The sequence below is a fragment of the Sulfurovum sp. genome (genome assembly GCA_026990595.1).
In the GTDB taxonomy this organism is placed as follows: Bacteria; Campylobacterota; Campylobacteria; order Campylobacterales; family Sulfurovaceae; genus Sulfurovum.
The window spans coordinates 44,844-67,147 of the sequence record JALXCZ010000049.1; the positions used below are offsets into that span (position 1 = coordinate 44,844).

18 protein-coding genes and 5 tRNA genes are annotated in these 22,304 nt (G+C 38.9%); 4 read left to right on the top strand and 19 right to left on the bottom strand.

Annotation, left to right across the window (positions count from 1 at the left end; genetic code table 11):
• Positions 1-8: 8 nt before the first annotated feature.
• From MVE01_RS09860 to MVE01_RS09950, 19 genes are all read right to left on the bottom strand, one after another.
• A complete protein-coding gene (locus MVE01_RS09860) occupies positions 9-374 on the bottom strand; it encodes a hypothetical protein (RefSeq protein WP_472562019.1) in 366 nt (121 codons plus the stop codon).
• Positions 375-603: 229 nt separating this feature from the next.
• Positions 604-2,694, bottom strand: a complete 2,091-nt coding sequence (gene fusA, locus MVE01_RS09865; protein ID WP_472562020.1) for an elongation factor G — start codon at positions 2,692-2,694, stop codon at positions 604-606.
• 11 nt (positions 2,695-2,705) lie between these two features.
• Positions 2,706-3,173: a 30S ribosomal protein S7 gene (gene rpsG, locus MVE01_RS09870; protein ID WP_472562021.1), complete on the bottom strand. Its 468-nt coding sequence runs from the start codon at positions 3,171-3,173 to the stop codon at positions 2,706-2,708.
• A gap of 141 nt (positions 3,174-3,314) precedes the next feature.
• On the bottom strand, positions 3,315-3,689 hold the full coding sequence (rpsL, locus tag MVE01_RS09875; RefSeq protein WP_472562022.1) for a 30S ribosomal protein S12: 375 nt from the start codon (positions 3,687-3,689) through the stop codon (positions 3,315-3,317).
• Positions 3,690-3,896: 207 nt separating this feature from the next.
• A complete protein-coding gene (rpoC, locus tag MVE01_RS09880; RefSeq protein WP_472562023.1) occupies positions 3,897-8,426 on the bottom strand; it encodes a DNA-directed RNA polymerase subunit beta' in 4,530 nt (1,509 codons plus the stop codon).
• Positions 8,419-12,576, bottom strand: a complete 4,158-nt coding sequence (gene rpoB / locus MVE01_RS09885; protein WP_472562024.1) for a DNA-directed RNA polymerase subunit beta — start codon at positions 12,574-12,576, stop codon at positions 8,419-8,421. The genes rpoC and rpoB overlap by 8 nt, the downstream gene beginning before the upstream one ends.
• Before the next feature lie 200 nt (positions 12,577-12,776).
• Positions 12,777-13,151, bottom strand: a complete 375-nt coding sequence (gene rplL / locus MVE01_RS09890; protein WP_472562025.1) for a 50S ribosomal protein L7/L12 — start codon at positions 13,149-13,151, stop codon at positions 12,777-12,779.
• Positions 13,152-13,233: 82 nt separating this feature from the next.
• On the bottom strand, positions 13,234-13,716 hold the full coding sequence (gene rplJ / locus MVE01_RS09895) for a 50S ribosomal protein L10 (RefSeq protein WP_472562026.1): 483 nt from the start codon (positions 13,714-13,716) through the stop codon (positions 13,234-13,236).
• Positions 13,717-13,928: 212 nt separating this feature from the next.
• Positions 13,929-14,633, bottom strand: coding sequence for a 50S ribosomal protein L1 (rplA, locus tag MVE01_RS09900; RefSeq protein ID WP_472562027.1), 705 nt, complete (start codon positions 14,631-14,633; stop codon positions 13,929-13,931).
• A 69-nt stretch (positions 14,634-14,702) separates the two neighbouring features.
• Positions 14,703-15,128: a 50S ribosomal protein L11 gene (rplK, locus tag MVE01_RS09905; RefSeq protein WP_472562028.1), complete on the bottom strand. Its 426-nt coding sequence runs from the start codon at positions 15,126-15,128 to the stop codon at positions 14,703-14,705.
• A 35-nt stretch (positions 15,129-15,163) separates the two neighbouring features.
• Positions 15,164-15,694, bottom strand: a complete 531-nt coding sequence (gene nusG, locus MVE01_RS09910; protein WP_472562029.1) for a transcription termination/antitermination protein NusG — start codon at positions 15,692-15,694, stop codon at positions 15,164-15,166.
• Between the two features lie 8 nt (positions 15,695-15,702).
• Entirely contained in the window at positions 15,703-15,882 is a 180-nt protein-coding gene (secE, locus tag MVE01_RS09915; protein WP_472562030.1) for a preprotein translocase subunit SecE, read from the bottom strand.
• A gap of 17 nt (positions 15,883-15,899) precedes the next feature.
• Positions 15,900-15,975: transfer RNA gene (locus MVE01_RS09920), tRNA-Trp, on the bottom strand.
• Between the two features lie 22 nt (positions 15,976-15,997).
• Positions 15,998-16,150, bottom strand: coding sequence for a 50S ribosomal protein L33 (gene rpmG, locus MVE01_RS09925; RefSeq protein WP_011979817.1), 153 nt, complete (start codon positions 16,148-16,150; stop codon positions 15,998-16,000).
• 52 nt (positions 16,151-16,202) lie between these two features.
• Positions 16,203-17,411, bottom strand: coding sequence for an elongation factor Tu (tuf, locus tag MVE01_RS09930; protein WP_472562031.1), 1,209 nt, complete (start codon positions 17,409-17,411; stop codon positions 16,203-16,205).
• Between the two features lie 123 nt (positions 17,412-17,534).
• Positions 17,535-17,609: transfer RNA gene (locus MVE01_RS09935), tRNA-Thr, on the bottom strand.
• Between the two features lie 150 nt (positions 17,610-17,759).
• A tRNA-Gly gene (locus MVE01_RS09940) sits at positions 17,760-17,835 on the bottom strand.
• Positions 17,836-17,863: 28 nt separating this feature from the next.
• Positions 17,864-17,948: transfer RNA gene (locus MVE01_RS09945), tRNA-Tyr, on the bottom strand.
• Between the two features lie 53 nt (positions 17,949-18,001).
• Positions 18,002-18,078, bottom strand: a tRNA-Thr gene (locus MVE01_RS09950).
• Positions 18,079-18,230: 152 nt separating this feature from the next.
• Here MVE01_RS09950 and MVE01_RS09955 point away from each other — a divergent pair.
• From MVE01_RS09955 to lsrK, 4 genes are all read left to right on the top strand, one after another.
• On the top strand, positions 18,231-18,968 hold the full coding sequence (locus tag MVE01_RS09955; RefSeq protein WP_472562032.1) for a YaaA family protein: 738 nt from the start codon (positions 18,231-18,233) through the stop codon (positions 18,966-18,968).
• A gap of 181 nt (positions 18,969-19,149) precedes the next feature.
• On the top strand, positions 19,150-19,437 hold the full coding sequence (locus MVE01_RS09960) for a putative quinol monooxygenase (RefSeq protein ID WP_472562033.1): 288 nt from the start codon (positions 19,150-19,152) through the stop codon (positions 19,435-19,437).
• 3 nt (positions 19,438-19,440) lie between these two features.
• A complete protein-coding gene (locus tag MVE01_RS09965; protein WP_472562034.1) occupies positions 19,441-20,589 on the top strand; it encodes a class II aldolase/adducin family protein in 1,149 nt (382 codons plus the stop codon).
• Positions 20,590-20,655: 66 nt separating this feature from the next.
• The gene (lsrK, locus tag MVE01_RS09970) at positions 20,656-22,266 is read left to right on the top strand and encodes an autoinducer-2 kinase (RefSeq protein ID WP_472562074.1); all 1,611 of its coding nucleotides are present in this window, start codon (positions 20,656-20,658) and stop codon (positions 22,264-22,266) included.
• The last annotated feature ends 38 nt before the right edge of the window (positions 22,267-22,304 follow it).

Below are 22,304 nucleotides of genomic sequence, written 5' to 3' on the forward strand. Positions count from 1 at the left end.
AAGAAGATTTATATCCTGATAAAGAGGATATATCTCTTCTGCTGATCATTTTTACCAAACCCTACAATCTCCATATCTTTATATTGAATATTCACATCCATTCTAAGCTCATACATCATTCTATCCATGTCAGATATCAACAAAGAGGGAATAATCTCTCCTATGGTCAGTTCTGACTCACTACCATCCATTTTAAAGATCAATTGTCTTTTCTGCTCATCCAAAACAGTAGTATTTAAAGGTGCTTCTCCGGCATAGATCAGTTTCTCGCTATCATTTTCATCCGCTTTCAACAATCCAGCAGTCACCAGATACTCCTCATGATTCCCTATCTGCTCACGCACATCTTCTATGAGATCTATGATGAATTTCATTTTGTTCCTTTAATTCTTAAAAATACTATTATATGCTAATTTGAAATTAGAATAGAGTAATATTTAATACTTCCGAAATAATTAAGATTTTTTTGAACTATGCTTAGATTTAAAATAGTTTTAGGTTTCGTAGTAGTTTGCTGTAGATTTGAAGGTTGTGCTGAAGGAGTGTACGTCAGTACATGACTGAACGCACTCCTTCAAAGATGCAGTGAAATACTGCGAAAGATTAACTATTTCGTTTTTCTATGATTTCTTTTGCTACATTCTGCGGCACTTCTTCATAGTGGTCAAACTCCATCGCATACGTTGCACGACCCTGGGTCATTGAACGCAGGTCAGTTGAATAACCGAACATTTCTGAAAGTGGTACAAAAGCATTCACGATCTTGTTACCTGCTCTGTCATCCATACCAGATACTTGACCACGTCTTTTGGCAACATCACCAATAACATCTCCCATGTAATCTTCTGGCACTTCAACTTCAACTTTCATCATTGGCTCAAGGATCACCGGATTTGCTTCTCTGGCACCTTCACGGAATCCCATAGAACCGGCAAGTTTAAATGCCATTTCAGAGGAGTCAACATCATGGTAAGAACCATCATAAAGTGTTACTTTTATATCTTCAACAGGGTAACCCGCTTGAATACCTCTTTGCATTGCTTCTTGAATACCTTTGTTAACCGGCTGAATGAATTCTTTTGGAATAACCCCACCTTTAACTTCGTCCACGAACTCATAACCAAATCCTGGCTCTTGTGGCTCGATTCTAAGGTAAACATGACCAAATTGTCCACGACCACCAGACTGTTTTGCATACTTATATTCTTTATTCACTGCTTTTCTGATCGTTTCGCGGTAAGCAACTTGTGGTGCACCGACTTCAGCTTCAACTTTAAATTCTCTTTTCATTCTATCTACAAGAATTTCTAGGTGAAGTTCACCCATTCCTGAAATAATAGTTTGACCAGACTCTTCATCAGTAGCCACACGGAAAGATGGATCTTCAGCTGCTAGTTTACCCAGTGCAAGTCCCATTTTTTCCTGGTCGGCTTTTGTTTTAGGTTCAACGGCTACAGAAATAACCGGATCCGGGAAATCCATTCTTTCAAGCACTACTTTATCTTTGTCTGAACATAGGGTATCACCTGTGGTTGTGTTTTTAAGACCAACAACCGCACCGATCTCACCAGCATAGATTTCAGAAATTTCTTCACGTTTGATCGCGTGCATTTTCATGATACGACCAATACGCTCTTTTTTCTCTTTAGTAGAGTTAAGTACGTAAGAACCAGACTCCAAAGAACCACGGTATACACGGATAAATGTCAATTGTCCAACAAATGGATCTGTCATAATCTTAAATGCCAATGATGCAAATTCACCGTCATCTGTAGATTCAACAATTACTTCTTTGTCCTCATCATCCATTTCAGTACCTTTAATAGCAGGTGCTTCAACTGGAGATGGGAGGTAGGCAACAACAGCATCAAGTAAAGTCTGAACACCTTTGTTTTTAAACGCAGTACCTGGGAGCATTGGTACTACATGCATACCGATACATGCTGCTTTGATACCAGCAACAATCTCATCTTCAGTAAGTTCTTCACCTTCCATATATTTTTCCATAAGTGCTTCGTTACCATCCACTTCAGAGATACCTTCAATAAGTTTTTCTCTCCACTCATCAGCTTGCTCTTGAAGTTCAGCACGGATTGGCTGTACATGGTAGTTAGAACCCATTTCTGCATCTTGATCCCATACAACTTCTTGCATTTTTACTAAGTCAACAACACCTTCGAAATTTTCTTCAGCACCTATTGGAAGTTGGATCACAAGCGGATTCCCTTTAAGTCTGTCTCTAATTTGTCTTTCAACTTCTAAGAAATCAGCACCTGTTCTGTCCATTTTGTTAACAAATACAAGTGAAGGTACACCATAACGGTTTCTCTGTCTCCATACTGTCTCTGATTGTGGTTGAACTCCACCTACAGCACAGAATACAGATACAGCACCATCAAGAACTCTCATTGAACGCTCAACTTCAATAGTAAAGTCAACGTGACCCGGAGTGTCAATAATGTTAATTTGTTTACCTAACCACTCACAGGTTGTCGCAGCAGAAGTAATAGTAATACCACGTTCTTGCTCTTGCTCCATCCAGTCCATAGTTGCAGCACCATCGTGAACTTCACCGATTTTATGCTCAACACCTGTATAGAAGAGAATTCTTTCAGTTGTTGTTGTCTTACCTGCATCAATGTGTGCAGCAATACCGATGTTTCTTACATCTTCAAGTTTATGCGTTCTTGCCATGACTTAGTCCCTTACCATCTGTAATGAGCAAATGCTTTGTTAGCTTCTGCCATTTTATACATATCTTCTTTCTTCTTGAAAGCAGCACCTTTTTCAGTTGCAGCGTCCATAAGTTCATTACTTAAACGCTCCATCATTGTTCTTTCATTTCTTTTTCTAGCAGCATCAACGATCCATCTGATACCAAGTGACTGTTGTCTTGCAGGTCTAACTTCAATAGGCACTTGGTAAGTTGCCCCACCGACTCTTCTAGATTTTACTTCCATAACAGGCTTGATATTATCCATTGCTTTGTTGAATACTTCAATACCTTTTTCACCAGATTTTGATTCAATTCTCTCTAACGCAGCATACATTACTTTTTGCGCTACTGATTTTTTACCATCTAGCATTACTGCATTGATGAATTTTGTTAATACTTTAGAACCGTGTACTGGATCTGGCAATACCGGTCTAACGGGAGCTTTTCTTCTTCTCATTGTTCTTCCTTCAATTATTATAATTTACTCAAAAATTTTAAATAAATTTCTGTTATTGCTTCTCAGTTTTTTAACTGATACTCAATGTTATTTAGCTCTCATTTATATAAAAGCGTCTCTGCTGTTTTTATTTCTTAGGTTCTATTTTTTTGGTTTCTTGGTACCATATTTAGAACGTGCAACAGTTCTACCAGTTACTCCTGACGCATCCAATGCACCACGAACGATGTGATATTTCACACCAGGTAAATCTTTAATTCTTCCCCCACGTACAAGTACAATAGAGTGCTCTTGAAGGTTGTGACCTTCACCACCGATGTATGAGATTACTTCAAATCCTGATGTTAATCTAACTTTTGCAACTTTTCTCAAAGCTGAGTTAGGTTTCTTTGGAGTTGTTGTGTAAACTCTAGTACATACGCCTCTTCTTTGAGGACATTTTACGAGTGCAGGTGATTTTGATTTTTTCACTTGCTTTTTACGTTCTTTACGAATCAATTGGTTAATTGTAGGCAAATCGTTTCCTTTCTGGTTAGTTTGAATTGAATCTGGTTTTTACACCATATATAAAGACTCGGAAAGTCCTTAAATAGAGTGTCTATAGACAAAAATGGAGGCATATTATATCGAAAAATTCTTGATTTATTCTTATGGTAACGAGAGGTACCATAGAGCCGATCAAATCGACCCTTTGATATATGGAGGCTTTTAATTAAGTATCAACTACTCAGCAGTAGTCAATTTCACATTATCATTGTCAATCATACCTGTACCCACAGGGATAAGACGACCGATAACAACGTTTTCTTTAAGATCTTCAAGTCTGTCAATCGTACCTGCAATAGATGCCGATGTCAATACTTTAGTCGTATCTTGGAATGATGCTGCAGAAATGATAGAGTCTGCACCAACTGCAGAACGGGTAATACCTACAAGCATTGGCTCTGCAATTGCTGGTTCACCACCAAGTTTAATAACTGATGTATTTTCTTCTTGGAACTTACGACGAGAAATAATATCTCCTGCAATAAATTTAGAATCTCCGGACTCAACCACTTTTACCTGTCTCATCATCTGTGAAGTAACGATCTCAATGTGTTTATCTGATATATTTACCCCTTGACGACGATAGACCATTTGTACTTCTGAGACAATATACTCATACAACGCTTTTTCACCCAATGCTGCAAGGATATCGTGACTTGATATAATACCATCAGTCAATTTTTCACCTGCATGCACATACTCACCGGTATGAACAAGTGCTACTTTATTTTTATCAAGGAACTGTTCAGTCATCTGACCATTATCGCCGGTAAGAATTAGTCTCTCTTTACCACGTAACGGTTTACCAAAACTTACAGTACCATCAATCTGTGCTATCTGCGCAATATCTTTAGGACGTCTCGCTTCAAAGAGTTCTGATACTCTTGGAAGACCACCGGTAATATCTTGTGATTTGATCGCTGCTTTTGGTGTTTTAGCCAAAATATCAGCAATACTTACTTCATCACCGTCATGAACAAACAAACTTGTTTTAGGATCAAGCTGGTAACGGATAAGTTCCCCACCCTCTGTTGCAAGGATGATCGCCGGTTTGTAGGCAGCAGGAATATATTCATTCAATTCAAGTCTTGTATCACCTGTTACTTCATCAAACTGTTCAACTACAGTCACTCCAGGAATAATATCTTCAAACTTCAAGGTTCCTTTTTGCTCAGCAATAATAGGCTCAGAATATGGATCCCATTCTGCGATCACTACTTGTGTAGCAACTTCCGGTGCAGAAAGTATTGCTCCTCTCTCTACTACAGCATCTTTATCTACCTGAACCACCGAACCTCTTGAAATATAGTGTCTTGCAGCTTCCCTATTGTTTTCATCAACGATCACTGCAAAGAGACCTTTTTCATCCACTTTGGTACCGGCATTGAATTTATCTGTTGCTTCAAGGTAATCCCCTTTAAGTAGGAAGAATTTCACTTTACCTTTGGATTCTGCTTTTACCTCTTGTGTGACGGGGGCACCGTCCTCAACTTTAAGCTCGGATGCAAAAGGAATACGGCTTGGAACCGACCATCCTTCATTGATCACTTCAACAATAGAATCTCCCTCTTCGACCTTGTCTCCGTCTTTAAGAGGTAGGAAAAGTTTCCCTTCAATTTTACCTGCAACACCGGCAAGTTCATTTGATTTGGCAACATCTGATTTTCTAAGGTTATATTTTACCTCATCCTGATCTTTTGTCTGTACTGAGACAACAACTTCATCATGTGTTACTACGATCGATACTTTACCTGACGTCACTGCCTTGATCTTTGGTTCAACCAAAAGTACACCAGCATTTCTTCTGTTGGCAACAATAAGATTACCTTCTCTGTTACGATAAACAGAAAGGTTGTAATATCTTACAAAACCTTCTTTGGATGCGATAACAGAACGCTCTTCTTTACCGGCGGTTGCAGTACCACCGGTGTGGAAAGTACGTAATGTAAGCTGGGTTCCCGGTTCACCAATAGATTGTGCAGCAATAACACCAACTGCTTCACCACGTTTTACCATTTTGTTGTCTGCCATGTTAAGTCCATAACATTTAGCACAGATACCTTTAGGTGCTTTACAAGTTGATGGTGCTCTCATCACAACTGAACGTACACCGGCTTCTTGTACACGGAGAGATGTTTCTTCATCTATCATCGTACCCTCACTTACCAATACTTCAGAGGTAATAGGGTCAATAATAGCTTCAGCCAAAACTCTACCGTAGATTCTATCTGCAAGTGGTTCAATCATCTCATTACCCACAACGATATCAGATACTTCAACACCTTCGTGTGTTCCACAGTCTGTCATAGCAATCTTCACGTTTTGTGCAACATCAATAAGTTTTCTTGTCAAGTAACCTGCATTGGCCGTTTTAAGTGCTGTATCGGCAAGACCTTTTCTTGCACCGTGTGTTGAAATAAAGTACTCAAGTACATTTAGACCTTCACGGAAGTTTGAGGTAATTGGTGTCTCAATAATTGATCCATCAGATTTTGCCATTAGACCCCTCATTCCTGAAAGCTGTCTAATCTGTGCGGCACTTCCTCTTGCCCCTGAGTCAGCCATCATATGTACAGAGTTAAATCCATCTTTATCTGCTTTAATGAGAGACATAAGACTCTCTGCAATACTATTGTTTGAATCTGTCCAAATATCAATAATTTTGTTATAACGCTCTTGGTCAGTCAAAAGTCCTGCAGCAAACTGTCTTTGAATCTCTTTTACCTGTTCTTTAGCTGCGATAACATTAGGTACTTTTTCATCTGGAATAATAATATCTTTAATAGAGATAGAAACCCCTACTTTTGTTGCATATTTAAAACCCATATCCTTAAGATCATCAAGGAATCCAGCAGTCTCAGAAACACCACCTATTTTATAGATGTAGTCAACCAATGCACCGATATCTTTTTTCTTAAGTATTTTGTTCCAATACTTTTCGGGTACATAATCAGGGATGATTGATTTTAAGATCAATCTACCCGCTGTGGATTTTGCAATCTTACCATCAATCACGGTTCTAATACGTGCATTAAGATCAAGTGCATTTTGTTCAAACGCAATCTCCACTTCTTCCACATTGGCAAAAAGTTTATTTTCACCCTTCACATCATTCTTCTCTAACGTTAGGTAGTAAAGACCCAAAATCATATCCTGAGAAGGTACAGCAATCGCTTTACCTGATGCAGGAAGCAAAATGTTCATAGATGCAAGCATCAATACTTTTGCTTCAGCAATCGCCTCATCTGAAAGTGGTACGTGTACCGCCATCTGATCCCCATCAAAGTCAGCGTTAAACGCAGAACATACAAGTGGGTGCAATTGAATCGCTTTACCCTCGATAAGTCTTGGGTGGAACGCTTGAATAGAAAGTTTGTGAAGCGTTGGTGCACGGTTAAGTAAGATAGGGTAGTTATCTACCACTTCTTCTAAACACTCCCAGACTTCATTCTCTTGCTTTTCAATCATTTTTTTAGCTTGTTTCAGCGTTGTTGCATATCCTTTTTCTTCAAGTTTTGCCATCAGATGCGGTTTAAAGAGTTCGATCGCCATCTTCTTTGGAAGACCACACTGATCCATACGAAGATCCGGTCCGACAACAATAACAGAACGTCCGGAGAAATCCACACGCTTACCAAGAAGGTTTTGACGGAAACGTCCCTGCTTCCCTTTGATCACTTCTGAGAGTGATTTCAATGGTCTTTTATTCGCACCTTTAACAGCATTCCCTCGACGACCATTGTCAAAGAGTGCATCTACTGCTTCCTGAAGCATACGTTTTTCATTTCTTACGATAATCTCCGGAGCATCAAGTTCTACCAATCTTTTAAGACGTTGGTTACGGTTGATCACTCTTCTGTAAAGATCATTGACATCTGAAACAGCAAATTTACCGCCGTCAAGACTTACAAGTGGTCTAAGATCCGGTGGGAGTACCGGAAGCTGTGTCAACATCATCCATTCAGGACGGTTACCTGAGTGGAGGAATGCTTCAATCACTTTTAATCTTTTGACAATGGTTTTTCTTTTTGCTTCAGATTTTGTTGCTTGAATATCTTCTTTGAGTTGAGAGAACATCTCTACAAGATCAAGATCTGCAAGTAATTCCTGGATGATCTCTCCACCCATACGTGCATCAAGCCCAGTATCACCAAAACGCTGTACGATCTGTTGATATTGTTCTTCATTCAGCACATCATATTTCGCAAGTGGATTTAACCCTTCATTATCGTAAGATGCTTCACCTGGTGTCTTAACAATATAGGCTTCATAATAAAGTACTCTCTCCAGGTCTTTCATCTTCACACCTAAAAGTGTACCGATTCTTGATGGGAGAGAAGAGACATACCAAATGTGTGCAACAGGTGCAATAAGATCAATATGACCCATACGGTTACGTCTTACTTTAGAAGTAGTGACCTCAACACCACATTTTTCGCAAACCACACCTTTATAACGCATCTTTTTATATTTACCGCAAAGACATTCATAATCTCTGATAGGTCCAAAGATTTTCGCACAGAAAAGCCCATCACGCTCAGGCTTGAGGGTTCTATAGTTAATTGTTTCTGGTTTTTTTACTTCACCATATGACCAAGAAAGTATTTTCTCTGGACTTGCAACACCTAACTTTAATGCTGCTATATCCTTAGGTCTTTCTTCTTTATTTAAATCAATTAGCGATAATTCCTCTAAAAATTTACTCATTTTCACCCTCCACTTCTTTTTTGCTTTCATATAGGTCTACATCTAAACCAAGAGCTTGAAGTTCTTTCGTTAAGACAAACATAGTCTCAGGTACACCTGATTCTGGTACAGATTCACCTTTAGTGATCGCTCTGTATGCTCTTGCTCTACCTTCAACATCATCTGACTTGATCGTCAACATCTCTTTAAGAATATGTGCAGCACCATAAGCTTCCAATGCCCAAACTTCCATCTCTCCAAATCTTTGTCCACCAAAGAGTGCTTTACCGCCGACTGGCTGCTGTGTGACCAATGAATAAGGTCCAGTTGAACGTGCATGTACCTTTTCATCAACCAAGTGATGTAATTTAAGCATATACATATACCCGACATTGACTCTTTCAATCATCTTTTCACCGGTTTTACCATCATACAATACAGTTTTACCATCAGAATCAATCTTGGCAAGTTCAAACAATTTATCAAATTCAGCCTGATTTGCCCCTTCAAATATCGGCGCAGCAAACTTGACACCAGTTGCCCAGTCTCTACCGTATTTCAGAAGTTCTTCATCACTCATGGCTGAAAGCAGTTCTTTGGCATTCATAAGCTTAGCCACATCTGAAATCTCAATCATTTTTGCTCTAAGGTCTTTTACAAAATCTTTTTGCTTATGTTCGAACATATCCTGGATCTGTTCTCCAAGTCTCTTACCTACAAGTCCAAGGTGTACCTCAAGAATTTGTCCAATATTCATACGTGATGGTACCCCTAGCGGGTTAAGGATAATTTCAACAGGTCTTCCATCTTCCATATATGGCATATCGATCTCTGGAACAATATTTGAGACAATACCTTTGTTTCCATGACGTCCTGCCATTTTATCCCCAACTTTGAGCTTTCTCTTTGTTGCAATATAGATTTTAACCAATTTTGTTACACCTGAAGGGAGAATATCATCTTTTTCAAGAATACTTAACTTCTCTTCATGCTCATTTTTCAGCCTCTTTTTTTGTTTTAAGAAATAGTTCTTAAGTGACTCATACTCATTTTGTACCTCATCAGAGTAAGACTGTACCACACCTCTCAGAGCAAATCTATTCACCTCTTTAATTGTTTCTCCCGGGATCATAGTACCTTTTTTAAATACAACTTCACCGATAGTGACATCTTTAGCTAATGCCTGATTTGAAAGGTAGTTGGCTATACGCAAGATCTCTTCTCTGTCTATCATAAGAAGTTGATCATGGTGATCTGAATCTAAGATCGCTTTCTCTTCTTCATAGGCCTGAATCGCACGTGCATCTTTCTCATAACCTTTTTTTGTAAAGACTTTAATGTCAACAACCACACCTTCCATGGAAGCCGGACAGTAAAGTGATTTATTCACCACATGCCCTGCTTTTTCACCAAAGATTGCTCTTAGAAGTCTCTCTTCCGGTGTTGGTTTGATCTCACCTTTAGGGCTTACTTTACCTACAAGGATCATTCCCGGTTTCACATAGGTTCCGATTTGAACAATACCACTCTCATCAAGATGAAGCAGTTCATCTTCACGGATATTCGGGATATCACGTGTGATCTCTTCTGTTCCATGTTTGAGTTCTCTAGCTTCTACCTCTTTTTCATAGGTATGCACAGAAGTAAATGTATCTTCCCGGATGATCTTTTCTGAAATAATGATCGCATCCTCATAGTTATACCCATACCAAGGCATAAAGGCAACCATGATGTTCTTACCAATAGCAAGCTCACCCTGATCCATGTTGGCACCGTCAGCAATGATCTGGTTCGCTTCGATCACATCACCAAGCTTTACAATCGGTGTTTGTGTAAACGTTGTATTCTGGTTGGTTCTCATATTTTTTTCTAATGGATAATGGTCAATGAATACACCTGTTTCATCTTCACCCATGATATAAATATTCTTTGCATCTACCTTTTCAACTTTTCCGCCTCTTTTTGCTTTGACAGCTTCCCAAGCATCACGAGAAACGATCGCTTCCATACCGGTACCAACAACAGGTGCATCTGTTTTCAAAAGAGGTACTGCCTGACGCTGCATGTTTGAACCCATCAACGCACGGTTTGCATCATCGTGCTCCAAGAATGGAATAAGTGCTGCTGCAGAACCAGAGATCATTAATGGTGAGATATCAATAAGATTCACACGTTTTGCATCATTCAACTCAATATTACCATTGAGTCTGGTTTCAATAAGATCTTCTGCAATACGCCCATCTTCTGTCAATACGGTTGATGCAGGTGCAATACATTTATCTTCTTCCTGTGTTGCAGTAATATAGACGATCTCGTCAGTCACTTGACAATCTTTTACTACTTTATAAGGTGCTTCAATAAATCCATGTTCATTTACTTTGGAATAAGTCGCCAAGGTATTGATAAGACCAATATTTTGACCTTCCGGTGTTTCAATTGGACAAATACGTCCATAATGAGTAGGGTGAACATCCCTTACTTCAAAGCCGGCTCTCTCCTTGACAAGACCACCCTCACCCAGTGCAGAAAGACGTCTTTTGTGTGTCACTTCAGAAAGTGGGTTTGTCTGATCCATAAACTGAGAAAGTTGTCCTGAGGAGAAGAACTCCAAAATGGTATTAGTGATCATTTTAGAGTTTACAAGATCGTGCGGCATGATCTCATCGAGTGTGCCTGATACTGTAGTCATCTTGTCTTTGATCGCTTTTTGCATTTTCACAAGACCATTATGTAACTCATTCCCAAGTAACTCACCAATAGCCCTAATTCTTCTGTTTCCTAGGTGATCCCTGTCATCAATATGTCCCTGACCATTCTTTACTTTGATCAAATATTTTACTGTATTAATAAGATCCTCAGCAGTAAGTACAGTCACATACTCCGGTGTATCAAGCCCAAGCTTATGGTTCATTTTCATACGACCAACTTGTGTAAGATCATATCTTTCAGGATCAAAGAAAAGCTGTCTCAAGAATGATTTTGCAGCTTCTGGAGTAACCGGTTCACCTGGTCTCATCACTTTATAGATACGAATTGCAGAGAGTATATTCTCATCATCTATCTCTTCTGTCTGCTTGAGTAGTCTTAAACTCTCATTGTCTGCAATAAATGCATTGATGATAGAACGATCAGCACCTTCAGCCAGATCGTTAATAATCTCGATCTTGTCAATACCCTGTTCAATCATCTTTTTTAGTTTTGTCTCATCCAATGGAGAAACCGCATCATACAATACTTCACCACTTTCCTGATCAATCACTGCAGTTGCCAAGTGTCTTTCCATAAGTACTTCAAGAGGATATTCTATCCACTCTAAACCATCCTCAATAAGCTTCTGTGCTTTCTTCTTGGTGAGTCTTTTTCCTGCATTCACAACTGTATTGCCATGCATATCTTTTACATCATATTCGGCTCTACCACCAAAATCATTTGCATCAAACCTCACTAGAAATCTGTTATCTTTAATATTGATCTCTTTGGTTGTATAAAATAGTTTTACAATATCATCTTTAGAATAATCCAAAGCTCTAAAAAGGATCGTTACAGGAATTTTTCTTCTTTTATTGATACGTGCATAAAGGATATCTTTAGAATCATATTCAAAATACAACCATGAACCACGATCAGGAATGATCTGTGCAGAGTAAAGCATACCCGCACCCACGGTTGTTCCCTCTTCTTCTTTAAAGATAACTCCCGGAGATCTGTGAAGCTGATTAACAATCACTCTTTCAACACCATTGACAACAAAAGAAGTTCTCTCTGTCATTAAAGGAATATCACGAACAAATACTGCCTGCTCTTTGATCTCCTTTGGATCAAGTTTTTCACCTGTCTTTTCATCTCTGTTCCAGATAGTAAGCGCAATATTCATTTTCAGTGATACAGAGTAAGTCAACCCTCTCTCCATACACTCTCTTACTGTATATTTCGGTCTAATGATTTCAGAGTTCTTATAGGTTAGTGTCAATCTGTTTTGTTGATCATGTATAGGGAACGAAGATCTGAAAACTTTCTCTAAAGTAGAGTTTTTTCTGTCTTTTTCGCCTAACATTAAAAAGTTTTCATAACTTTTTTGTTGAAGTTGAAGTAAATTCGGGATCTCTATCTCTCTTGGAGTTTTAGAAAAGTCAACACGAAGTCTGTTACCAGAATGCAAAGAATTTAACATGTTTGTCCTTGTAGTGGTGTTAGTAGTTTGTTTATAATCGATTAATATCGTTTCGTCATAGTCTGTTTTAATAACTATAAAGTTTTAGATACACAAAGAAACTATTAGAGGAGGGTATGAAAATGTCTCCGAATAGCTTTTAACTATATCTGCGTAGGTTGAGACCGGATAAAGTATCCAATCTCAATAAGTCCTTAGACTTATTTAAGCTCACACTTAGCGCCAGCTTCTTCGATCTGTTTTTTGAACTCTTCTGCTTCTTCTTTAGAACAAGCTTCTTTAAGTACTGAAGGTACTTCTTCAACTGCAGCTTTTGCTTCTTTAAGTCCAAGACCTGTGATCGCTCTTACTACTTTAATCGCGTTGATCTTTTTATCTCCTGCATCTGTAAGAACTACGTCAAACTCAGTTTGCGCTTCAGCAGCTTCACCACCAGCAGCAGCTCCACCAGCAGCTACTACTGTAGCTTGTGCAGATACGCCAAATTTCTCTTCAAATTCTTTTACAAGCTCAGAAAGCTCAAGTACTGACATGTTTGAGATAAACTCAAGAACATCTTCTTTAGTTGTTGCCATAATTAATCCTTAAAATTATTATTCAAATTAGTTGAAACGCTTTCGCCTTTCAAATTAAAAGAGCCTCGTGGCTCTCACCACACTACTCTTCTTCTTTTTTAGTCGCAAGTGCCTGCAATCCAATAGTAAAGTTCTGAACCGGTGCATTCCATACATTAAGAAGCATACCAATAAGCTCATCTCTAGTAGGAAGTTTGGCCATAGCCATAATCGTATCCATACTAGCAACTTCACCCTGGATCAAACCAGTTTTGATTGCAAAACTATCTTTGAATTGAGTCGCAGCTTTGTCAGCGATCTTACAAGGTAAAACCTGTGTATCACCCCAAATTACAAGGTTAGTTTCTTTAAAATCCACAGCTTCACATCCTGCATTTTCCAATGCGATCATTGCTAGTCTGTTTTTAACAACTTTGACTTTAGTCTCTTCAGCTTTTGCAAGATTTCTTACAATCTCAAGATTCTCAACAGTCATACCTTTGTAATCACAAACGATAATGGCACCAGCTTCTTTAAACTCTGCCGTCATCTCTGCAACTAGTTCTTCTTTTCTAGTTCTTGTCATAGTGTCTCCTTCCGACCTTCTAACAGGGTATATGGACAGACCATACACATATATCTTTTCGGATATATTAATTAAGCTTTCGCCCCGGTTATCTTCAGTCTAAGATTATGAGTGGTAACCAGTTACCCTCAACAGAAAATTAAACTCTGTAATTTTCTGTTGAAACAACTAGGAAAAAGACAGGAAATTCCTGTCTTTTATAAAGTTAAAATTTATTTAATATCCATGACTTCTGTTGTATCAAGCGTGATTGACGGGCTCATCGTCAATGAAATTGCTGCATTGCTTATAAATCTACCTTTGGCAGATGCGGGCTTTGCTTTATTAATAGTCTCAAGAAGTGTATTGAAGTTTTCTCTGATTTTTTCAATATCAAATGAAATTTTTCCAATACCGGCATGAATGTTACCTTTTTTATCTACTCTAAAGTTGACCTGTCCACCTTTTGCATTCTCAACAGCTTTAGCAACATCCATCGTTACTGTACCTGTTTTAGGATTTGGCATAAGACCTTTTGGTCCAAGTACTCTTGCAACTTTACCAAGTACACCCATCATATCCGGTGTTGATATCACGATATCAAAATCAATATTCCCTGCTTGAATTTGCTCAATAAGTTCATCTGAACCTACAAGATCAGCACCTGCAGCTTTTGCTTCGTCTGCTTTAGCATCTTTTGCAAAGACTGCTACTCTTACTTTTTTACCAGTTCCATTTGGAAGAACAACTGATCCTCTTACCATTTGATCTGCATGTCTTGGGTCAACATTGAGGTTTAGCGCTACTTCAACTGTTTCATCAAATTTTGCTGATTTAAGATCTTTAAGTGTGCTCATTGCTTCATCAACACTATACTCTTTGGTTGCATCTACTTTTTTAAGTAGAGCTTCTCTTCTTTTACTTACTTTTTTTGCCATCATTTTCTCCGCTTTCTATGCTCCCACATTTTTTAAATCATGTGGTATAAGATTATCTTTAACTTAAGATTAGTCTACTATCTCAACACCCATACTTCTACAAGTTCCGGCAATAATATTTGCTGCCATCTCTTTATCATTTGTATTCATATCAACAATTTTTCTCTCAATAATCTCATCAAGTTTTGCTTTTGTGATCGTTCCAACTTTGTTAAGAAGAGGATTGTCTGTACCTTTTTTCAGCCCAGCTGCTTTCAAAATAAGCTCACTTGCAGGTGGCTGCTTTGTCTCCATTGTAAAACTTTTATCTGCATATACAGTTACGATCACTGGAACTTTAAATCCCATCTGATCTTTTGTTTTCTCATTAAACGCTTTACAAAACTCCATAATGTTTACACCACGTTGTCCAAGTGCTGGACCTACCGGTGGTGATGGATTTGCAGCACCAGCTGGGATCATCATTTTAAACTTTTCAGCTATTTTTTTTGCCATCTGTTCTTCCTTTGTTTGATTTAACCGCTATACGGTTATATTATTTTTTCTACTTGTGTGTAGAGAATTTCAACTGGTGTATTTCTACCAAAAATTGAAACATTTAACTTCAATTTACCATGGTCAAGATCATACTCTTCGACCATTCCTGTAAAGTTCGCGAATGGTCCGTCAATAATACGTACCATTTCACCTGTTTCAAAATCAACTTTAGGTCTAGGTGCAGCTTTTTGCTCCATCTTGTCTAAAATCACTTTGATATCTGCTTCACTTAAAGCAGTAGGTGTCTTTTGTTCACCGATAAATCTAGATACTCTTGGCAAAGATTGTATCTTATGCCAAAGATCAGTATCCAGGTCTATATGTGCGAAAGCATACCCTGAGTAGAGTGTACGTTCAGTAATTTTCTTCTCACCATTTTTAACTTCAATTACTTCTTCGGTAGGAACTACAATACGTTCAACTTTCTCTTCGATACCGTGATCAAGGACTAGTTGTTCAATTGCTCTTTTTACTGATTGTTCAGAACCTGAATATGTTTGGATTGCATACCATTGAAAAGCCATTGTCTATCCTATAAAACTGATGATACGATTGATGACATCATGAGGTCAACCAACGCTAAAAATATTGATATTACAGTTACTACGAGAATAACTGCTAAAAATGCTTGTCTTACTTGTACTTTTGTTGGAAATATTACTTTATGGATCTCCGCTTTCGCGTTTGCAATAAATGTTGAAATTTTTCCCATGTCTGTTACCTTTGTTATGGCAGGCCAAGAGGGACTCGAACCCCCGGCACCTGGTTTTGGAGACCAGTGCTCTACCAACTGAGCTATTGGCCTAAAAATAAAGAGCCAAAGCTTGTTACAGCTTCATCTCTTTATGAACAGTGTGTTCTTTACACCACTTACAGTATTTCTTAAGTGCAAGTTTCTCTGTTGTTGTTTTTTTGTTTTTAGTTGTGTGATAATTACGTCTTGTACATTTCTCACAGCCTAAGTGAACAGTTTCTCTCATTGTTATCTCCTATGATAAGTGAGCAAGAGAACAAGTCTCTTGCTGTGTTTTACTAAGCAATAATCTTAGAAACAACACCAGCACCAACAGTTCTACCACCTTCACGGATAGCGAATTTAGTACCTTCATCAAGTGCAACTGGAGCAATAAGTTCAACATTGATTTTAACGTTATCACCTGGCATAACCATTTCAGTACCTTCTTGAAGCTTAACTGAACCAGTTACATCTGTTGTACGTACATAAAACTGTGGTCTATAGTTATCAAAGAATGGAGTGTGTCTACCACCTTCTTCTTTAGTAAGAACATAGATTTCAGCTTCAAATTGAGTATGTGGAGTGATTGAACCCGGTTTACAAAGAACCATACCTCTTTGTACCGCTTCTTTATCGATACCACGGATAAGAACACCACAGTTATCACCGGCAATACCACAATCCATCTCTTTACGGAACATTTCAACACCGGTTACGGTTGTTTTTTGAGTATCTTTAAGACCAACGATTTCAACTTCGTCACCAACACATACTTGACCACGATCAACTTTACCAGTTACAACTGTACCACGACCTTGGATAGTAAAGATATCTTCGATTGCCATTAGGAAATCTTTATCTGTTTCTCTTTTTGGTTCAGGGATGTATGCATCAACTTCATCCATAAGTGTATAGATTTTTTCTGACCACTCACCAGCTGTTCCAGCTTTTGCTTCTTCAAGCGCTTTGAATGCAGAACCGGCTACGATTGGTGTATCATCACCCGGGAAATCGTACTCAGAAAGAAGTTCACGTACTTCCATCTCTACAAGCTCTAACATCTCTTCTTTATCTTCATCATCAAGTTGATCTTCTTTGTTCAAGAATACAACGATATATGGTACACCTACTTGCTTAGAAAGAAGGATGTGCTCTCTAGTTTGAGCCATTGGTCCATCTGTTGAAGCAATAACAAGAATAGCACCGTCCATTTGAGCAGCACCGGTAATCATGTTTTTAACGTAATCCGCGTGACCTGGACAGTCAACGTGAGCATAGTGTCTACTATCTGTTTCGTACTCTACGTGAGAAGTAGCAATTGTAATTCCTCTTTCTCTCTCTTCTGGAGCATTATCAATTTGATCATAATCCATAGTTGCTTGACCATTTTTAAGCCCTAAACACATTGTGATTGCAGCTGTTAATGTAGTTTTTCCGTGGTCAACGTGACCGATAGTACCGATGTTAACGTGCGGTTTCGTACGTTCAAATTTTTCTTTAGCCATGCTTTTCTCCTAGCGTAAATGTTTTTATAAAGGCAGTATTATACCCAAATCTTCTTAAGTCAATATTAACCTATATGGACAGGAGTATAGTATCGTTACTACACACTTGTCCATACTTGGTTCTGGAGCCCATAGTGAGACTTGAACTCACGACCTCTTCCTTACCAAGGAAGTGCTCTACCCCTGAGCCATATGGGCACTTTTGTTTATTGTGTGTTTGCTATTTAATATATTTAGTATATAGGTTAGATTTTTTTAGCCTATCCCTAAAAATAATAAATAAAATGTGAAGCTTTTCAATGTGAAGTAGTTAGTGTTAAGTACATAATTCACACAGCTCCCAGTTTATGGAGCGGGCGAAGGGATTCGAACCCTCGACAGCCTGCTTGGAAGGCAGGAACTCTAGCCACTGAGCTACGCCCGCGTCGTTTCTTTATGCAACTTAACAGAGATGGTGGTGAGTGAAGGATTCGAACCTTCGAAGACATAGTCAGCAGATTTACAGTCTGCCCTCGTTGGCCACTTGAGTAACTCACCACGATATTTGCTTGTTGTTATTACTGGTACAAACACTGATAATTATATTTCTATGGAGCTGGTAAAGGGACTCGAACCCCCGACCTGCTGATTACAAATCAGCTGCTCTAGCCAGCTGAGCTACACCAGCACCATCATTAAAAGATGTTACACTTAAAATGGACGGGAATTATAGACAAAAATATTTTAAAAGTCAAGGATTTTTAGAAAAAAAATCAAAATTCCTCTTTTTTAGCCAATTTCTATAGAATACAGACATATTTACAGAAGGATATCTCTTTAATGAAAATACTATTGGCACCCAGCGAAACAAAAACATCTGGCGGAACAGAGCCATTCAAATTGGAAAATCTACTTTTTGAAGATCTGCTACCTCATCGTACACAACTTTTACATTACTATATGAATATTTTGCAAAAGGGGGATATGGTAACACTTTCTACCATGTTTGGGCTCAAAAAAGAAGCAGATATTCTAAGACATAAACGTGACATTATCCATGAACCTGCCATGAAAGCTATTGAACGTTACACGGGTGTGGCTTTTGATTACTTAAATTACAGTGAGCTTGATGAAGATGCCCAAATATACCTACATAATAACCTGCTGATCTTCTCAAATCTGTTTGGTATACTCAAAGCCAATGACAACATCCCAGAATACCGGCTGCAACAAGGTAAATCAATAGGTGACATCAAACCAGAACAGTTCTACAAACCTCTGCTGCAAGAACGTTTGGACAACTATCTTGAAGGAGAAGATATCTTGGACATACGTGCAGGCTTCTATGACAAATACTACAAACCTACCTTACCTTACACCACACTCAAATTCATCAAAGAGGGTAAAGTAGTGAGTCACTGGGCAAAAGCCTACAGGGGTATCGTCTTAAGAGAGATAGCAAAAGCAGGTATCACTTCTTTAAAAGATTTTATGAAACTCCCTATAGAAGGATTGAGTATTTATGAGATACAGACCAAGAAAAATAAGACTGAGATCATTTACATTATAGACAATTAAAAGGAACCCTATGCGACTCCCAAGTGAAGAAACACTTTATAAGATCATGATCTTTCTTCTTGTGCTTATGGTGATCCTTGGTATATTCTTTGATACGGATTATGCTTAAATTATTTTTATAATCATTCCACTTTTAACCTACTTTTCGTTATTCTGCATTATTAATATACAGGAGAAAATAATGACAATCACGAAACGTGTAACATTTATAGCAAAAGAGGGATGCGAAGAAAAAATGAAAGAGCTTCTCTCAGCCATGGTGATACCAAGCAAAGCAGAAAAGGGTGTCATTTTTTATGAGATTTTCCAATATAAAGACAACCCAAGAAAATTTATGGCGTATGAGAGCTGGGAAGATGAGGCTGCACTGGATGGGCATAAAGCTTCAGAACACTATGCAGTCTATAAGTCCAGCTATGAGCCGTACTGTGAGCATAAATATACCGATGAACTCGAAGTATTGGGATAAACTTTGAAAAACCTATGGAATGAAGAGGAAGCAAAGCAATGTAAAACAGACTTGGATCTACGGGTTTACTCCTCCAATCTTTTGGGACAGAGTGATGCACTGGTACTTCACGGAGGAGGCAACACCTCAGTCAAAAGCAAAGTCAATGGTGAAGAGATACTCTTTGTCAAAGGGAGTGGATGGGATCTGGTCTCTATTAAAGCTGAAGGCTTTGCCCCTGTGAAGATGTCTACTCTTTTAGAGATGGCAACACTGAACAGCCTTAGTGATACCGATATGGTAGCAGGACAAAAGTCCGCAATGATAGATAAAAATGCGCCCAATCCTTCCGTAGAGGCTATCTTGCATGCGCTCATCCCTTTTAAGGTGGTGGATCATACCCATGCTGATGCCATAGTGACCATAAGCAATTCCAGGCAGGGCAAGAAGCACATAGAAAAACTTTTTCCGGATTTTCTCATTGTACCTTATGTCATGCCCGGGTTTGTACTGGCACAGAAAATCCATGGGATGACCAAAGAGGGATTTGATTGGGAGAGATGCGAAGGGATCATTCTGCATCATCATGGTATCTTTACCTTTGATGATGATGCGAAGAGGTCGTATGATAAGATGATAGAAGCAGTAAGTAAGGCAGAACTCTTTTTAGAAAAAAATACCAAAGTAATGCTCGAAGAGATCGAACCTGCAAAATTCGATATTAATGGATTAAATATAGATAAATTTATGCATATCAACCAGACTCCTCTGGCTATACATTATGCTTCACAGGACGATCTAAGAGCCAAGGTAACGCGTGGTGTATTGACTCCTGAACATATTATCCGAACCAAGCGCATACCTTTGGTTGTTGAAGATGGTAATATAGAGGATGCTTTAAAACATTTCAAGGTAGCTTACGAAGCATATTTTAATGCGTACAGAACGGATGAGATCATGTTAGATCCCAATCCCAAATATGCCGTCATTAAAAATTTTGGAGTAATCACTTTTGGCAAAACACAAAAAGAAGCAGATGTCATCAATGATATTGTAGCACATACAATGATGGCAGTACTGCGTGCAGACAGACTGGGAGGGTATCAGAGTATCTCTATACCAGAGAGTTTTGCTATGGAGTACTGGGAACTTGAGCAGGCAAAATTGAAATAACCCTTCGACAAGCTCAGGAAAAGATGGCTGAGCTTGTCAAAGCCAAATAATAAAACAGGAAAGATCATGCAATACCTCATGGCAATAGATGCAGGAACAGGTTCAGTCAGAGCTATCATATTTGATACCAAAGGCAATCAGATCTCCGTAGCCCAAAGAGAGTGGGTTCATTTAGAAGTTGAAGGTGTACCAAACTCTATGACTTTCGATACCGATACCAACTGGGATCTGGTCATCTGGTGCATTCAAACAGTACTTGAAAAAGCCTCACTTCAAGGCAGTGACATTGCAGCAGTGAGTGCTACAAGTATGCGTGAAGGAATTGTGCTTTATGACAAAGAGGGGGAAGTACTCTGGAGTGTTGCCAATATAGATGCCCGAGCAGATGAAGAAGTACGCTACCTAAAAGAGAATTATCGGGGAATCGAAGAGAACTTTTATCAGATTGCTATGAAAGAAGATATTCAAGATATAGAAGAAACTTTTTATCAGATTTCAGGTCAAACTTTTGCCTTGGGGGCACTACCGCGTATCTTGTGGCTCAAGAACCATCATCCTGAACGCTATGAAAAAGTAGCCTCCATCTCCATGATCGGGGACTGGATGCTGGCTAAACTCTCGGGCATCATTGCCACAGATCCAAGCAATGGAGGTACCACCGGTATCTTTTCCCTTAAAAAGAGAGACTGGGATGCCAATATGGCTGAAAAAGTGGGTATCAAAGCCGATATCTTCCCTCATTGTTTGGAGCCTGGAACGGTCATGGGAAAAGTGACACAGGGTGCTGCACAAGAGACAGGACTCTCCACTTCTACACTTGTGGTTATGGGTGGTGGCGATGTACAGTTAGGTGCCGCAGGACTAGGTGTTGTAGAAGAAGGACAGGCAGCCATACTCGGTGGCTCTTTTTGGCAGCAGGTAGTCAATATTAAAAGTACCACCCCTCCTCCTTCCAATATGAGTATTCGCATTAATCCTCATGTTATTGATGGACTCGCTCAGGCAGAAGGTATCACATTTTTCTCTGGACTTATTATGCGTTGGTTCAGAGATGCCTTCTGTGAATTGGAAAAAATGGAAGCTCAAAAGCAAGGACTAGATGCCTATACTGTTTTAGAAGAAAAAGCCAAAAAAGTACCCGTAGGATCTTATGGTATCACTCCTATTTTTTCAGACAGTATGAAGTACGGCAAGTGGTACCATGCGGCCCCCTCTTTTCTCAACCTCTGTCTAGACCCTAATATATGCAACAAAGCTTCCATGTTCAGAAGTCTGGAAGAGAATGCATGCATCGTCTCTGCCATTAATTTAGAAAAGATCAAACAATTCTCCAACTTGGAGATAGAGGAGATCGTTTTTGCCGGCGGTGCCAGCAAGGGAGAACTTTGGTGTCAAATACTCTCAGATGTGACAGGATGCAAAATAAAAATTCCAAAAGTGACTGAAGCTACAGCTTTGGGTGCTGCCATGGCAGCAGGAGTTGGCGCAGGGATTTATGAAAGCATTTCTAAAGCAGCCCAAAAACTTGTTGTTTGGGACAAGGAGTATATTCCGAATATGGAAAATTATACCAAATATCAAAATATTCAAAAAAGATGGCAGGAAATTTATGAAGATCAGTTAACCCTTGTAGACAGAGGGTTGACACAAAGTATGTGGAAAGCTCCGGGAGTATAACAATGACAAGAAGTAAACTTCAATACAGAGAGGCAAGT

Bases quoted from the DNA above. Each gene is read 5' to 3' on its own strand.
- rplK (WP_472562028.1), bottom strand. From the start codon at position 15,128: ATGGCAAAAAAAATAGCTGAAAAGTTTAAAATGATGATCCCAGCTGGT.
- MVE01_RS09960 (WP_472562033.1), top strand. From the start codon at position 19,150: ATGACAATCACGAAACGTGTAACATTTATAGCAAAAGAGGGATGCGAA.
- tuf (WP_472562031.1), bottom strand. From the start codon at position 17,411: ATGGCTAAAGAAAAATTTGAACGTACGAAACCGCACGTTAACATCGGT.
- nusG (WP_472562029.1), bottom strand. From the start codon at position 15,694: ATGGCTTTTCAATGGTATGCAATCCAAACATATTCAGGTTCTGAACAA.
- rplA (WP_472562027.1), bottom strand. From the start codon at position 14,633: ATGGCAAAAAAAGTAAGTAAAAGAAGAGAAGCTCTACTTAAAAAAGTA.
- fusA (WP_472562020.1), bottom strand. From the start codon at position 2,694: ATGGCAAGAACGCATAAACTTGAAGATGTAAGAAACATCGGTATTGCT.
- secE (WP_472562030.1), bottom strand. From the start codon at position 15,882: ATGGGAAAAATTTCAACATTTATTGCAAACGCGAAAGCGGAGATCCAT.
- rpoC (WP_472562023.1), bottom strand. From the start codon at position 8,426: ATGAGTAAATTTTTAGAGGAATTATCGCTAATTGATTTAAATAAAGAA.
- rplJ (WP_472562026.1), bottom strand. From the start codon at position 13,716: ATGACAAGAACTAGAAAAGAAGAACTAGTTGCAGAGATGACGGCAGAG.
- rplL (WP_472562025.1), bottom strand. From the start codon at position 13,151: ATGGCAACAACTAAAGAAGATGTTCTTGAGTTTATCTCAAACATGTCA.
- MVE01_RS09860 (WP_472562019.1), bottom strand. From the start codon at position 374: ATGAAATTCATCATAGATCTCATAGAAGATGTGCGTGAGCAGATAGGG.
- MVE01_RS09955 (WP_472562032.1), top strand. From the start codon at position 18,231: ATGAAAATACTATTGGCACCCAGCGAAACAAAAACATCTGGCGGAACA.
- rpsG (WP_472562021.1), bottom strand. From the start codon at position 3,173: ATGAGAAGAAGAAAAGCTCCCGTTAGACCGGTATTGCCAGATCCAGTA.
- rpmG (WP_011979817.1), bottom strand. From the start codon at position 16,150: ATGAGAGAAACTGTTCACTTAGGCTGTGAGAAATGTACAAGACGTAAT.
- rpoB (WP_472562024.1), bottom strand. From the start codon at position 12,576: ATGTTAAATTCTTTGCATTCTGGTAACAGACTTCGTGTTGACTTTTCT.
- lsrK (WP_472562074.1), top strand. From the start codon at position 20,656: ATGCAATACCTCATGGCAATAGATGCAGGAACAGGTTCAGTCAGAGCT.